The organism is Phycisphaerales bacterium (assembly GCA_016699835.1).
Lineage (GTDB): Bacteria > Planctomycetota > Phycisphaerae > Phycisphaerales > UBA1924.
Map to the genome: position 1 here is coordinate 1075867 of CP064987.1, position 13899 is coordinate 1089765.

Annotated in this window: 13 protein-coding genes; 3 read left to right on the forward strand and 10 right to left on the reverse strand. The window is 65.0% G+C overall.

The window, feature by feature from the left end; all coding sequences use genetic code 11:
* Positions 1-10: 10 nt before the first annotated feature.
* The 5 genes from IPK69_04495 to IPK69_04515 are packed head-to-tail and all read right to left on the reverse strand — an operon-like array spanning position 11 to position 7003.
* On the reverse strand, positions 11-1594 hold the full coding sequence (locus IPK69_04495) for an NADH-quinone oxidoreductase subunit N (GenBank protein ID QQS09887.1): 1584 nt from the start codon (positions 1592-1594) through the stop codon (positions 11-13).
* On the reverse strand, positions 1591-3294 hold the full coding sequence (locus tag IPK69_04500; GenBank protein QQS09888.1) for an NADH-quinone oxidoreductase subunit M: 1704 nt from the start codon (positions 3292-3294) through the stop codon (positions 1591-1593). The genes IPK69_04495 and IPK69_04500 overlap by 4 nt, the downstream gene beginning before the upstream one ends.
* Before the next feature lie 21 nt (positions 3295-3315).
* On the reverse strand, positions 3316-5610 hold the full coding sequence (nuoL, locus tag IPK69_04505; protein ID QQS09889.1) for an NADH-quinone oxidoreductase subunit L: 2295 nt from the start codon (positions 5608-5610) through the stop codon (positions 3316-3318).
* Positions 5611-5663: 53 nt separating this feature from the next.
* Positions 5664-6020 carry an NADH-quinone oxidoreductase subunit NuoK gene (gene nuoK, locus IPK69_04510; protein ID QQS09890.1) on the reverse strand — a complete coding sequence of 119 codons (357 nt, stop codon included), beginning with the start codon at positions 6018-6020 and terminating at the stop codon, positions 5664-5666.
* Positions 6021-6031: 11 nt separating this feature from the next.
* A complete protein-coding gene (locus IPK69_04515) occupies positions 6032-7003 on the reverse strand; it encodes an NADH-quinone oxidoreductase subunit J (protein QQS09891.1) in 972 nt (323 codons plus the stop codon).
* 214 nt (positions 7004-7217) lie between these two features.
* Between IPK69_04515 and IPK69_04520 the strand changes: the two genes are divergently transcribed.
* From IPK69_04520 to IPK69_04530, 3 genes are all read left to right on the forward strand, one after another.
* Entirely contained in the window at positions 7218-7916 is a 699-nt protein-coding gene (locus IPK69_04520; GenBank protein QQS09892.1) for a CDP-alcohol phosphatidyltransferase family protein, read from the forward strand.
* Between the two features lie 105 nt (positions 7917-8021).
* Positions 8022-9509 carry a PQQ-dependent sugar dehydrogenase gene (locus tag IPK69_04525; GenBank protein QQS09893.1) on the forward strand — a complete coding sequence of 496 codons (1488 nt, stop codon included), beginning with the start codon at positions 8022-8024 and terminating at the stop codon, positions 9507-9509.
* Positions 9510-9618: 109 nt separating this feature from the next.
* Complete coding sequence (locus tag IPK69_04530) at positions 9619-10149, forward strand: phosphatidylglycerophosphatase A (GenBank protein QQS09894.1); 531 nt, start codon at positions 9619-9621, stop codon at positions 10147-10149.
* Positions 10150-10250: 101 nt separating this feature from the next.
* Here IPK69_04530 and rplI read toward each other — a convergent pair whose 3' ends face one another.
* From rplI to IPK69_04555, 5 genes are all read right to left on the reverse strand, one after another.
* Positions 10251-10847 (reverse strand): 50S ribosomal protein L9, encoded by a 597-nt coding sequence (gene rplI / locus IPK69_04535; GenBank protein ID QQS09895.1) that lies wholly within the window; start codon positions 10845-10847, stop codon positions 10251-10253.
* A gap of 243 nt (positions 10848-11090) precedes the next feature.
* Positions 11091-11570: a single-stranded DNA-binding protein gene (gene ssb / locus IPK69_04540; protein QQS09896.1), complete on the reverse strand. Its 480-nt coding sequence runs from the start codon at positions 11568-11570 to the stop codon at positions 11091-11093.
* 225 nt (positions 11571-11795) lie between these two features.
* On the reverse strand, positions 11796-12233 hold the full coding sequence (locus IPK69_04545; GenBank protein ID QQS09897.1) for a hypothetical protein: 438 nt from the start codon (positions 12231-12233) through the stop codon (positions 11796-11798).
* Between the two features lie 6 nt (positions 12234-12239).
* Positions 12240-13013 carry an SOS response-associated peptidase gene (locus IPK69_04550; protein QQS09898.1) on the reverse strand — a complete coding sequence of 258 codons (774 nt, stop codon included), beginning with the start codon at positions 13011-13013 and terminating at the stop codon, positions 12240-12242.
* A gap of 33 nt (positions 13014-13046) precedes the next feature.
* Complete coding sequence (locus tag IPK69_04555; protein QQS09899.1) at positions 13047-13856, reverse strand: DUF1444 family protein; 810 nt, start codon at positions 13854-13856, stop codon at positions 13047-13049.
* Positions 13857-13899 lie beyond the last annotated feature (43 nt).

A 13899-nucleotide genomic window follows, 5' to 3' on the forward strand; every position in this document is an offset into this window, starting at 1 on the left:
GGAGCCTTGCTTAGTCGGCCTGGGCCGTGGGGCGCGAGGAGTCTCGCAGCGACGCTGCGGACTCACTGGCGGACATGATCCGTCCGGCGAAGACGGCGAGCACGATCACGCCCACCGCGGAGATGGCCGCCGCGACGCGACGAGCCTGGAAGGGCGAGCGGGCGAGAGCGTCCTGCGTGGGCGTCGCCGCCTCGAGCAGGGGGGCGCTCATGAGGCGCAGGTAGTAGAACGCGGCGATCGCGGAGTTCAGGCCGAGCACGATGACGAGGGTGATCTCGCGCGCGCTGATCGCCGACGTAAACAGCGGCAACTTGCCCCAGAAGCCAAGCAGCGGCGGGAAGCCCAGAAGGCTCAGGCTCGAGAGGACCATCGTCCAGCCAAGCAGCGGGTGCGACGAGCAGAGGCCGCGGAGATCCTCCACGCGATCGATCTCGCGAGGCTCGCCCTTGCTGTCGCGATCGGGGGACTTCTCGAGTGCGGCGACGACGGCGAAGGCGCCGACGTTCATCACGCCGTATGCCGCGAGATAAAAGAGGACCGCGGCGATGCCGTTGCGTGAGAAAGAGCCATCGCCGGGGCCGGCGATGACGCCCACGAGCATGTAGCCCGAGTGGGCGACGGAGGAGTACGCGAGGATCCGTTTCACCGAGGACTGCAGGATCGCGAGGACGTTGCCGACGGTCATGGTGAGGGCGGCGATGACCCAGAGCACAACGCGGACGGCGACGGGCAGGCCGTGGTCCACGCCCTCGTGGCCCGTCCACCCGATGGTGGCGCAGAGGAGGATGATCGCGAGAAATCCGGCGGTCTTGGGAACGAACGCGAGGAAGGCCGAGACCGGGGCAGCGGCGCCCTCGTATACATCGGCGGTGTAGAAATGCATCGGGACGGCGGCGATCTTGAAGGCGAACCCGACGAGCGCCAGCATCACGCCCGCGAGCGTGATCGCGTTGAGGCCGCCGGTCGAGATCGCCTCGTGGATGGCGTTGAGTTTCGTGGAGCCGGTGCCGCCATAGATGAGGGCGAAGCCATAGAGGAAGACCGCGGCGCCGAGCGCGCCGAGGAAGAAGTACTTGACGCCCGCTTCCTTCGCGCGATCTCGCGACGAGGAGATCGTCACCATGATGTAGGTCGGAAGGCTCGTGAGTTCGAGGGCGAGGAAGAGCCAGATGAGATCATCGGCCGAGGCGCAGAGCATGAGGCCCGTGATCGAGAAGAGGAAGAACGCGTAGAACTCCGCCCGGTTGGTGCGGAGCGGATTGAAGGACGCCTTGCCCGAGGCGACGAGATCCTCCTCGTGTCGATCGACCGTTCCGGCGGCGAGGGCGAGCAGCAGGAGCGCCACCAGCGCGATCATCACCTTGGAGTACATCGCGAGCGAGGGGAGCATCGTCTGGCCCATCGAGGCGTTCACGACCTCGCCCACGGGCGTCGTGGTGTACGCCGAGATCGCCGAGACGACCAGACCCAGGCCGGCGATGAACGGCGTGGCTCGTCGCGACGCCGCCGATTTCGACAGCCCCACCACCATCACCGCGCACGTCGTCACGAAGAGGATGATCTCGGGATAGAGATAGGCGAGACGATCGATCATGGGTGGAGTTCCTCGGCGAGCGAGGCGAGGGGTGAGGAGGTTTCCGTCGCCGCCGGGGTGTGATTCGTGGACGAACGCGGGGCGGGAGCGTCGGTGGACTTGCTCTCGGCGAGCGCGGCATTGCGGGCCTGGCCCAGGGCCTTCACCGTCTGCGTGATCGGGGCCTCGAGCGGGTCGGTGATGAGCGAGGGATAGACGCCCAGCACCACGCACAGGACCGCGAGCGGGATGAGCAGGCCGATCTCGCGACGCGTCAAATCCGCCGGGAGTGCGTGCTCATCGTGATGATCCGTGGCGTGATGCGCGTGCGGCTCGAGCAGTTTGCCCCACACCACCTTCCCCAGCATCAGGAGCAGGTACATCGCCGCGACGATCATGCCGATGCCGGCGATCGCGGCGTACCACGGGCCCAGCGAGCCGAGCGTCGCGCCGGGGATGGCCGCCCCCAACGACCCCCACTCACCCGACCCCCACGCGCTCGAGGCGCTGAACGCGCCCTGCAGGCAGAAGAACTCGCTCACGAAGCCGTTCAGCCCGGGAAGGCCGACGCTCGCCATGGTGAAGAAGACCATGAACGTCGCCCACACGGGCATCTTGGTGGCCAGCCCGCCGAGTTCCTTCATCGAGCGCGTGTGGTAACGCTCGTACATCATCCCGATGAGGAGGAAGAGGGCTCCGGTGGAGAGCCCGTGGTTGATCATGTAGAGCACCGAGCCTTGCAGCCCGACGTTGTTCATCGCGAAGAGGCCGAGCATGCAGAAGCCCAGGTGGGCGACCGACGAGTAGGCCACGAGTTTCTTGACGTCGGTCTGCACCCAGCAGATCAGGCCGCCGTAGAGGATGCCGACGATGCACGCCGCCGCGAGCAGGGGCGCGTGCTCCTGCACGGCCAGGGGCGTGAACGGGAGCACAAAGCGGAAGATGCCATATGTCCCGAGTTTCAGCAGCACGCCCGCGAGCACCACCGAGCCGACCGTCGGCGCCTCGGTGTGCGCCAGAGGGAGCCACGTGTGGAACGGAAAGAGCGGCACCTTCACCGCGAAGCCCAGCAGGAGGGCGAGCATCACCCACCCCTGGATCGCGGCGGGAAGCGCGGCGCTCGTCGCCTCGAGCGTCTTGATGTCGAACGTGAGCGTGTTGCCCATGTCCACGTGGCACCAGGCGACGTACGCCAGGCCCGCGAGCGTGATGATCGAGCCGGTGAATGTGTACAGGAAGAACTTGATCGCGGCCTTCCTGCGATTCGTCGAGCCGAAGAGGCTGATCAGGATGAACATGGGGATCAGCGTGAACTCGAAGCAGACGTAGAAGAAGACCAGATCGCGGGCCGCGAACACGCCCGTGACGGCTCCCTGCAGCACGAGGAACCAAGCGTAGTACGTCCGCTCGCGCGTCGTGATCGCGGTGGTCGAGGCCAGCACGCAGATCGGCCCGAGCAGCACCGTGAGCGCGATCAGGAAAAGCGAGACGGCATCCGCCCCCACCGAGAGCGTCACACCGAGTTGCTTCAGCCACGGCACCTGCACCGCGAACTGGAAATCGGCGCTGTTGGCATAATCAAACGTGAACAACGCGTACGCGCCGCCCAGGAGCGCCGCCAGCGTCGTGAAGAGCGCGATCGGCCTCGCCTGACGCGACGGCCCGAGAGCGACGACGATCGCGGCGACGATGGGGAGCAGGATGAGCCAGAGAAGAATCATGGAGGTGTGTGCTTCGTGTGACTAGTTCCAGGCGACGACAAGAACAATGGCCAGAATCATCGCGATGCCACCCGCCATGCCTAGGGCATAGCCGTGGAGCACGCCCGACTGGCTGGGACGGATGGCGTTCCCGGTGAGGCGGGGCAGGATTCCCGCGAGGTTCACCAGCCCATCGACGAACATGCGATCGATGAAGTGGAAGATGTGCGCGAGCACGAGGATCGGCTTGCGAATCAGGAAGTCATAGAACTCGTCCACGTACCACTTGTGCTGCGCCCAGCGTGGGATCGAACCAAGCATGGGGAGCAATCTGTCGGCGTTCGCCGTCGCCGCGGTCGTGCGCCCGAGGAAGTGGAGGACGAACGCGATCGCGATGCCCAACGCCCCGACCACGCCCGAGACGAAGTACATCGCCTTGTGCGGGTCCATCCCGAAGATCGTGCCTGCGTGGGCCTCGTGGGGATGCGCGACGAAGTTCGGCACAACGCTCAGGGCCGCGTGGGCGTCGGCGACGTGCTCGCCCGCGCCGGCCTCATGGTGGGCGAACGGCGAGGCGAACTGGGCCGTGGAATGCTCCACGAGCGACGCGATCGCGCCGTGCTTCCCACCGACAAAGAACAACCCCATAGCCGCGATCGCCAGGATGGCGAGCGTCGCGAGGACGGAATTGATCGCCCAGCCCGGCGCGTGGGGATGGGCGTCGTGATGCCCGTGATCGTGCGCGTGATCGGCACTGTGTGAATGCCCTTGGTCGTGGCCATGATCATGGCCGTGGTCGTCGGCGTGGGCGGCGTCGCTCCCGTGTCCCTCATCGCCCATCTCGAACTGCACGGGTCCCATGAAGACACGGAAGAAGACGCGGAAGGTGTAGTACGCGGTGAGCCCGGCCGTCAGCACAAGGATCCACCCGACCATCGACATCCCGGGCGTGACGAACGCCTCGGCGAGGATCATGTCCTTGGAGAAGAACCCGGCCGTGAAGGGGAACCCCGCGAGATTGAGGCACCCCACGAGCATGCCCACGCCCACGATCCGCCACCCGGGCATCTTCATCACGCCCGACAACTTGCGCAGGTCGAGTTGCCCCCCAAAGCCGTGCATCACCGCGCCGCAGCAGAGGAAGAGCAGTGCCTTGAAGAACGCGTGAGTGACGACGTGCGACACGCCGCCCGCTGTCGAGAGCACCGCCAGCCCGGCGAACATGTACCCGAGTTGGGATACCGTCGAATAGGCCATGATGCGCTTGATGTCGAACTGGGCCATCCCGATCGTCGCGCTGAAGAGGGCCGTGAGCGCCCCGACCCACGCCACGATCGGCAGGGCCGTCTCCGAGAGCAGGAAGAACGGGAACATCCGCGCGACGAGGTACACCCCGGCCGTCACCATCGTGGCGGCATGGATCAGCGCCGAGACCGGCGTCGGGCCTTCCATCGCGTCGGGGAGCCACACGTACAGAGGCAACTGCGCCGACTTGCCGAAGGCCCCGCCAATGAAGAGCAGCGGGATGATCTTCGCGATCATCGGGATATCGCCCAGTCTTCCGGCCTTGAGGGCGTCCAAGTACACCGCGGCCTTCTCGAAGACGACGCTGTACTCGACGCTCCCGAAGTGGACAAACGTCAGCATGATGCCGAGCGCCAGGAAGAGATCGCCGATGCGGTTGACGATGAAGGCCTTCTTCGCCGCCGCCACCGCCGCCGGCTTCTTGTAGAAGTAGCCGATGAGCAGGTACGAGCAGAGGCCCACGCCCTCCCAGCCGAGGTAGAGCAGGACGAGGTTGTCCGCCATCACCAGGCAGGCCATCGAGAAGACGAAGAGGCTGAACGCGGCGAAAAACCGGTTGTATCCGCTGCCGACATCGTGCGACATGTACTCGCTTGCGTAGAGTGCAATCAGCGTCGCCAGCCCGGTCACAAAGAGCATCCACAGGACGCTCAACGAATCCATGTAGAACGAGAAGTTCGCGACGAACGACGACGTGTCCGAGGTCTTGATATCGAGCCAGCGAAAGGCCTGAACGACCTGGAACGAGGCTCCATGTCCCTCGCCGCCACTCCAGCCGTGCCCGTTCGCCGTGAAAAAGGTTGCCGCGGTGCAGACGAACGCGAGCGCGAGGCACGCGACCGTCATGTACGCCGGGAGTTTCGATTTGACGCGCATCGCCGCAAAGATCGCGTTGAGCACAAAGGCGAGCATGGGCAGGCCCACGATCGCCAGCACAAGGCCGCTCGAGAGACCCAAGGCCGCGTGCTCGGCATCGCCAGCACCAGGCGTCGCGCTGGTCATGCCGGCGAAGGACGGTACGACGTGGGACAAGGTTTGGTGGAGAGCGTCAAGCATGGCGGCGTCGATCGAGATCGGCGAAAAACTCACCCCTTCAGGTCGGACCATTCCTCGGCAGACAACGACTCGTTCCGGCGGAAGAGCAGCACCACGAGCGCCAACGCCATCGCCGCCTCCGCTGCGGCGATCGTCAGCACGAAGATCAGGAACGTCTGCCCGTTCATGTCCAGGTGGTACCGCCCGAACGCGACGAGCGCGATCCCTGCGGCCTGGAACATCAACTCCGTGCACAGGAACATGATGATGAGGTTGCGCCGGGTCAGGAATCCGATCAGCCCCAGCGTGAAGAGCACCGCCGACAGGAAGAGATAGTGCGCCAGCGTCGGGTGCGACACAAAGGCCGGGTACGCCAACTGCGCGAGCGTGGAGGACGTAGTCGACATCGCGGTTGTCATCATGACATCGCCCCCTCGACCCGCTCGGCCGCGTCACTCAACCGGCGCGATTCGTGGAGTTTGCGATCCTCGTCGATCTGCACCTGCTTGCGCGACAGGACCACCGCGCCGAGCATCGCCATGAGCAAGATCACGCCGGCGATCTCGATCGAGCCGGGGTGGTCGCGCAGCAGGTTGAACCCGACCTGCTCGACGTTGGTCAGACGCAGGTCCTCGGGCCACTCGTTCCGTGCCAAGACCCGCTCGCTCTGGTCGGCCTTCACGATCGTCAGGAACTCGCCGCTCGGTCCCATCACAGCACGATCGCCGGCCTGAAGCAGCCCGTGCGCCTCGAGAATCCGGTCAACCTTCCGCGGCATGTCCACGAGTTGCGACGAGACCGCCCGTGGCGTCGCCTCGGGAAGTTTCGGAATGCCTCGGAAGAGCAGCGTCGTCAGCACTGCGAGTACGACAAAGCCGGCAATGGTCGCCGCGATCGGCTCGCGGGCCACCGTGTCATACTCCGCGAGCACCTCATCCTCGCCCTCGGCCGGCGCTTGTGTCGCGAGCATGATCACGAAGAGGTACGTGATGAGGATCGCCCCGGCGTACACGATCACCAGTGCCGCCGCCATGAACTCCGCCGATAGCAGCACGAGGATGCCGGCGGTCGAGAGTACGGTCATGATGAACCACATCGCCGCATAGACGGGCCGCTGGTGCGTGATCATCCGCAGTGCCGACCCGCACCCGAGCAACGCGAAGACGTAGAAGAACGGATTGGTGAGCCCCACAGAGTTCCCGGGAGCCGCATCCGCCGCGTGCTTGGCGTTCATGCCCAGCACGATAAAGACGATCCCCGCCGCCGCCCCAGCCAGGAGCGCGCCCAGCACCTGCGGGTTCGGGCCCTTTCGCGGAAGCGACATCAGCACGCCCACGGCCCCGAGCGCGACGCAGGCGTACAGCAGAATCGGTTGGATCAGGTCGCTCACTCGGGCGATTCCATGCGGATAGAGCGGTCGGAAGGACCTCCGATCGGGGCACACGCCACCGATCAGGGTCAAGAGCCATGGGAGTGTTCGCCCGTTCGATCCGGCGCGGCACCCCATAAGGCCCTGAGGATAGTGCCCGCTGACCCGATCTTCAACCAACCAACGCCGCACCAACGTCGGCTTTGGGCACGCGTGCCGCTACGCTCTGGGTGCGATGACGCACGCGGCTGCCTCGACAGTTCCCGCTCCAGCAACCCTTGGCTGGCGACGATGGTTCCCCAACGCCTTGACCGGCATGAGGTTGCTCATCGCCATCGCCTTCTTCACCCTGTTGGCCGTCTGGAACTATCCCGCCCGCGAACTCGTCGTCTCCCCGCGTCATCCCCTGATCGCGTATCTCGTCGCCGCCGCACTCTTTGGTCTGGCCGCCGTCACCGACGCAATCGATGGCCCGCTCGCACGGCGCTGGAAGGTCGTCTCCGCCTTCGGCCGCATCATGGACCCCTTCGCCGACAAGGTCCTCGTCGTCGGCGGGTTCATCATGCTCGCCGGCCCGACCTTCGGCACGCCCATCGCCGACGGTGAGGGCGGCCTCGAGATGCTCCACGTCAGCGGCGTCCACACCTGGATGGTCGTCGTCATCCTCGGGCGCGAACTCCTCGTCACCTCCATCCGCGCCGTCGCCGAATCCCAGGGGCACGACTTCTCCGCCACCTGGTCGGGCAAGGCCAAGATGATCCTCCAGGCCTGCGTCATCCCCCTGATCCTTCTGGTCCTCGGGTTCACCAGAATCACCCCGGGCACCTGGGGGCGCTGGGTCATCGACATCGCCGTCTGGCTCACCGTGGGCGTCACGATTCTGAGCGGGATTCCCTATCTCCACAGGGCGATGCAGATTTTCGGGCGTCAGTAGCCTCATTGCGTTCGCGGGGCAGTCTCCTGTTGACCTTCCGAGTCGTTTCCTGTACGTTGATATCCGGCTGCTCGCGGGGGCAACTTTTTTCGGCGAGCCCACATCATGAACATTCGACGCTGCGCATACATCGGAGCCGTGCTCGGTGTTGTCGTCTTTACTTTCCGCGCCCTCGCCGTCGACCCGCCCATCCGATTCCAGAGCGTCGCCACCGGGCTGACCCAACCCATCTTCGTCACCCACGCCCCCAACGACCCCTCGCGGCTCTTCATCGTCGAGCAGCGTGGCAAGGTCAAGGTCATGGTCAATGGCGTCATGCAGCCCACGCCCTTCATCGACGTCGGCGCACGCCTCACCGGCTCCGATGGCTATGTGCTCGAGTACGGACTCCTCGGCATCGCCTTCCACCCCGACTACCAGAACAACGGCTACTTCTATCTCAACTACACCGTCGGCACCTCTAGCCTCGCCGACACGGTCATCGCACGTTTCCGAGTCTCGGTCGATCCCAATGTCGCCGACCCCAACTCCTTCCAGCAGATCCTGCGGATTCCGTACACCGTCAAGCAGCACCGCTCGGGGTGGATGGACTTCGATCCCGCGGGGTATCTCTACATCCCCACGGGCGACGGCGGCGAGACCGATCCGCAAAACAACGCCTCCAACACCAACGTCCTCATGGGCAAGATTCTCCGCCTCGACCTCAATGGCCCCGACGGAATCCCCGGCACAACCGACGACGACGGCTTCCCCGCCGACGCCAACAAGCACTACCAGATCCCCGCGACCAATCCGCATGTTGGCGAAGCCGGATTCCAGCCCGAGATCTGGGTCTATGGCCTGCGCAACGCCTGGCGATGCTCCTTTGATCGCGAGACGCACGATCTCTGGATCGGCGACGTCGGGCAATCGGCACGCGAAGAAGTCACCGTGATCCCGCCAACCACCAACGGCGGATTCCTCGGCTGGCGCTGCCGCGAGGGTACCTTTGCGACCGGATACGCCGGCTGCCCCGCAACACTTCCGCCCTCGCTAGGCCCGACCTACGAGTACACCCACGCCGTCGGCACCGCCATCATCGGCGGGTACGTCTACCGCGGCTGCGCCATGCCCGATCTCCAAGGCACCTACTTCTTCGGCGACTGGAATCGAAAGATCTTCTCGTTCCGATACGTGAACGACACCGTCACCGCGTACGTCGAACGCACCGCGACGCTCCCAATCCCAGGCACCTTCGTCTCCTTCGGCGAGGACTTCTACGGCGAGATCTACGCCTGCAACTGGTCCACCACCGCCGGCGCTGGCTCGATCTTCAAGATCGTTCCCGTCACTCCCGCGCCCGACACCAACGCCAACGGCATCCCCGATTCCTGCGAATCGAACTCCTGCATCGCCGACACCGACGACGGCTCGGGCACAGGAACACCCGATGGCGGTGTCACCATCGACGACCTCCTCTACTACCTGGATATTTTCGCCCAGGGGTCCATCGCCGCCGACGTGGATGATGGCAGCGGCACAGGCACACCCGACGCCGGTGTCACCATCGACGACCTGCTCTACTACCTCGTCCGATTCGGCGAGGGGTGCTGATCACGCCCACGATCGCCCAACGCCAGTCGACCTCGACACCGGCGCGTCTACCCTGATGCTCTCGCGGCTGGGCCATCCCCTCCATGCCGCGAGCACACCCAGGAGCTTCATGGCGATCGATCCCTTCCAGCGGCGGCCACTCCGCCTCATCACCACCTTCGGCCTGGGACACATGCGCCCCGCCTCGGGGACGTGGGGCTCGCTCCCGCCCATCGTCCTCGCCCTCATTCTCGTGGCGGTCGGCCTCGGGCCCGCCGATCACCGCGCGTTCTTCGACGCCGCCATGGTCCTCATCGCCGTCGTCTTCTCCTGGGCGTGCGTGCGCGACGGCGACTTCGCCGAGGCACGATTCGGAAAGAAAGACCCGGGCCAGGTCGTCGCCGACGAGACCGCCGGCCAGGCCGTCACCCTCCTCATGCTCCCCACCGCCGCGATGCAGGACGTGCGCGCCGCGATCTTCACGATTGTCCTGTCGTTCTTCGCCTTCCGCATCTTCGACATCCTGAAACCCTGGCCGGCCCGCTCGCTCCAGCGCGTCCCAGGCGGCTGGGGGATCCTCATCGACGACCTTTTCGCGGGTGTCTACGCCGGCGTCGCCGTCTGGCTCGCGTGGCATCTCGGCGTCGCCTGGCGCGGCTGAGATCCAGCACACCAACTCTTCACCGCCAATGAAACAGGCCCCAGCAAACTGCCGGGGCCTGTGTCGTGCTTGGACATTCCATCAGAAGTGAAGCCAGCGAGTTACTGCGCGGTCTCGGCCTTCGCCCGCGGCTTGCGGGCCTTCTTCTCGCCGCCCTCGGCGTTCTCCGCCGGAGCCGCGCCCTCGGCCGGAGAGTGCTCGCTCGCCGCCGCCTCGGGCTTCTCCTCGTCCAGATCCAGTTCGCGATCAGGATTGATCTTCAGTTTCAGCGTCGCGTCGAGGTCCGAGTCGAGTTTCACGTGGATGTCGTACGTCCCGAGGCGCTTGATCGTCTCGTTGATGCGGATCTCACGCGGCTTGACCTTGTAGCCCTTCTCGGTCAGCACCGTCGCGAGTTCCTGCTGCGTCACGCCGCCGTACAGGATGCCCTGATCGTTGCACGAGCGGATCAACTCGATCGAGATCCCCTCGATCTTCTTGACCATGTCCTCGCGCTGCTTGCGGAGGAGCGCGAGCTGCTTCTGCGCCTCGGCCCGCTTCGACGCGAGTTGCTGGATCAACTCGTCGCTGGGCGTCGTCGCCAAGCCACGCGGCAGGAGGAAGTTCCGGGCGTACCCGAGACGAACGCCGACCACATCGCCGACGATGCCCAAGCTATCGACGGACTCGGTGAGCAGAAGTTTGACGGTCTTGGCCATGATGCTGTCCTTGTCTCCCGCGATATTGGCTAGGCGGGGAAAGTGAGGAGCCGGAGAGCGACACCACGTCGAACCGACCCCAACGGGGGTGAGATGTGAACGGAAAGTGTAGGCGATCGACCCCGAGGCCGCCCGTCCCACGCGTGCGATCTAAGTCCAACCCAGAGAACGATCTACACAATCTCGTGGCACAAGCATCCCGCCTGTGACTACCCGTTCTACTGGACCAACTCCAACGACTTCTCAAAACGGAATGTCATCCGGCTCAGGCTCATGCGCCGGCGCAGGCCGCCCGGAACCAGTCCCCGAGGCCGACCGTGAAGCCTGCCGAGGCGCCGACGAGTAGTTCCCGCCGCCGCCACCACCTTCGCCTCCCCCACCGCCGCCGCCTTTGCTGTCGACGAACTGAAAACTCTCGACAACAACCAACATTTTTGATCGGTTCTGTCCGGAGTCCTTGTCCTGCCATTGATCGAGTTTGAGGCGCCCCTCGATGAATATGGGGCGGCCCTTTGAGAAAAACCTCGCGATATTCTCAGCCGTGCGACCCCAAGCTTCGCAGTCGACGAATGTTGTTTCTTCTTTCTTCTCACCGTCAGGACTAGTCCAGTGCCGGTTCACAGCCAAGCCAATCCGAGCAACTTGATTGCTCCCAGATGTTGAACGAAGTTCAACATCACGCGTGAGATTGCCCATTAAAAATACTTTATTGAGATTGCCCATACGCGCATGGTATCCGAAACCATGCCCGTGGGGAACAGAATCCGGCCAAACCGCCATCCACTCACACCAAATCCACACCCCGTCAACCGGTAAATTGACAACCTCCAGCTAGACCCTTCGGCCAGACCGGCTCCTCCGCCGCAAACCCCGAATACCTGAATACGAATGCCGAATCACGAATGCCGAATGCCGAGCCCCCAGTGCCCAATGCCTGGTGCCTAATGCCTACCCCTTCGGCACATAGGTCGCCCCCGCCAGCACATCGAAACTCACCAGTTGCCCCGCCTCGAACTTCTCCGCGACCTGCCTCGGGTCCGTCGGCGTGCAGTGGATCACCGTCCCCGCATCCACCACCACCGCCCCGCCTTCAACGCGAACCACGACACCTTGCACGCGACGAGGCCGCCCCGCCACAGGCTCCACGAACCGTCCGCCCGTCTGCACGACATCGATCCGCCTCGCCTGCGCGTGGATCGTTCCGATGAGGCGCCCGCCCTTGGCCGCGCGGATCTCACCCTTGGGCACCAGGTGCAACTGGTAACTCGTGTTCGGCACGCCAAAGACCAACAGCGCCGGCCGCCCCGACACCGACGAGGTCATCCCCTCGTACACCCCGCGTGCAAGCCCGGCATCAATCTTCGTCGTCGGTGAAGGCGTGATCATGGCCGATCAGAATAGGAACCCCGATCGCGCCCCATCCACGCCCTCATCCTTCCCACCCTTCTCAGGCTCACCCCCACGCTCGGGCACGCACGCGATCAACTCCCGCGAATCGTTCCGCGGGTTGTTCACAAGCGACCGAACACCATGCCCCACAAGGACCCCCTCCGGCGCGGGTCGTATCAGGCTTTGTGCCGCCTCCACAGGCCCGCCCACCCACGTCCACGCGTCTCGCGCCTCGAGGATCACCGGCATGCGATCGTGCATCCGAGACATGAACCCGTTCGCCGACGTCGTCACGATCGAGAACGTCGGCAACGCCCCGTCAACCATCGACTCGTGCGCCGCTTCCCACACCCCCGCGGCAAGCAGCGGCCTCGAGTCCGCACGCGTGAGATACCACGGCCGCTTCCGCCCGCCCTCGATCCCCGAACGCTCCCACTCATAGAACCCGCTCATCGGGACGATGCCACGCCGCCGCGCAAACGCCCCGCGATACGCCGGCTTCTCCGCGATCGTCTCCCCGCGAGCGTTGATCATCCGCGAGCCAATCGACGAGTCCTTCGCCCACGCCGGCACCAGCCCCCACCGCGCCAGCACGCACGCGATCTCGCCGCCGGCATCCCCGGCACACAGCAGCATCGAACGCTGCGTCGGCGCCACGTTGAAACTCGAGCCGATCCCGCCCGCGAACGGCGACAGCGTCACCCCGTCGGGGAGAAACACCCGCATCAGTTCATGGAGGTCCGCCCACGAGAAATCCCGTGTGAATCGCCCGCACATGCCGAACTCTACGTGTTCCGCACCAACTGCGCCTCAGGCCGCGTCGCTGCTCTGGTCGGGCGTCCACGCCTTCGTCCCCGCCACGCCGTCCCGCGTCACGAAGAAGAAGTCCGCGCAGATCGGATAGGGCAGGCGCCGATAGTCGTGCTCGACGCGCCCGTGCAGCCGCTTGAGGAACGGATCGGGCCCCGACGACATCGCGACGAACATGTCCCGCGCCGGCGTCGCCACGTAAAAGTCACCGCCGAGTTGCGGCGCGAGCCGATCGTGCAACCCACTCAACAGCAGGCGGGCCGCGTCGTACCCGTCGTGCTGCGACAGGATCGCCGCCCGCCCCCCCTCCTTGCTCTCCACCAGTTGCACCTCGAGATCCGGCGCGTAGTCGTCCAGATTCTTCCGCGCGATCTCCTCCATCTCGTCCACATCCAACTTCCAGCGCACCATCTGCTCGGTCGTGATGCTCACCGTCATGTTCGGGAGGTCCGTCACAAAGACAACCACCGTGTCATTGACAAATGGCACGTGGGCCACCTGCTCGCGCGACAGGTGCTCAAAGATCGACTCGGGCTGGATCCGGGGCATGATCCGGTGACGCGCAAAGTCCAGCGTCATCGCGTTCGCCTGTACCGAGTCGCTCGCGAATAATTGCTCGATGTAGTGCGACACGATCTCCGTCCCGCGCCCCGGCTCGTGGTTCACCATCCGGAAGAGGTTCTCAAGGTCCAGGCGACGCCCGTTCACCAGGAGTTCGCGAGGGCCCACCAGGTCGATCGAGTACCCGGGTTGACGCTCGCGCAGCATCGTCGCGACCTGTTCGGCAAAGGCTTCCGGCTCGTGAGGCATGAGACCCATCCGCGCTCTCCCCCGCTGTCGTCCGTGGGCCTCT

Bases quoted from the DNA above. Each gene is read 5' to 3' on its own strand.
- ssb (QQS09896.1), bottom strand. From the start codon at position 11,570: ATGGGCAATCTCAATAAAGTATTTTTAATGGGCAATCTCACGCGTGAT.
- IPK69_04530 (QQS09894.1), top strand. From the start codon at position 9,619: ATGGCGATCGATCCCTTCCAGCGGCGGCCACTCCGCCTCATCACCACC.
- IPK69_04550 (QQS09898.1), bottom strand. From the start codon at position 13,013: ATGTGCGGGCGATTCACACGGGATTTCTCGTGGGCGGACCTCCATGAA.
- IPK69_04520 (QQS09892.1), top strand. From the start codon at position 7,218: ATGACGCACGCGGCTGCCTCGACAGTTCCCGCTCCAGCAACCCTTGGC.
- IPK69_04500 (QQS09888.1), bottom strand. From the start codon at position 3,294: ATGATTCTTCTCTGGCTCATCCTGCTCCCCATCGTCGCCGCGATCGTC.
- IPK69_04495 (QQS09887.1), bottom strand. From the start codon at position 1,594: ATGATCGATCGTCTCGCCTATCTCTATCCCGAGATCATCCTCTTCGTG.
- rplI (QQS09895.1), bottom strand. From the start codon at position 10,847: ATGGCCAAGACCGTCAAACTTCTGCTCACCGAGTCCGTCGATAGCTTG.
- nuoK (QQS09890.1), bottom strand. From the start codon at position 6,020: ATGTCGACTACGTCCTCCACGCTCGCGCAGTTGGCGTACCCGGCCTTT.
- IPK69_04555 (QQS09899.1), bottom strand. From the start codon at position 13,856: ATGCCTCACGAGCCGGAAGCCTTTGCCGAACAGGTCGCGACGATGCTG.
- IPK69_04525 (QQS09893.1), top strand. From the start codon at position 8,022: ATGAACATTCGACGCTGCGCATACATCGGAGCCGTGCTCGGTGTTGTC.
- IPK69_04545 (QQS09897.1), bottom strand. From the start codon at position 12,233: ATGATCACGCCTTCACCGACGACGAAGATTGATGCCGGGCTTGCACGC.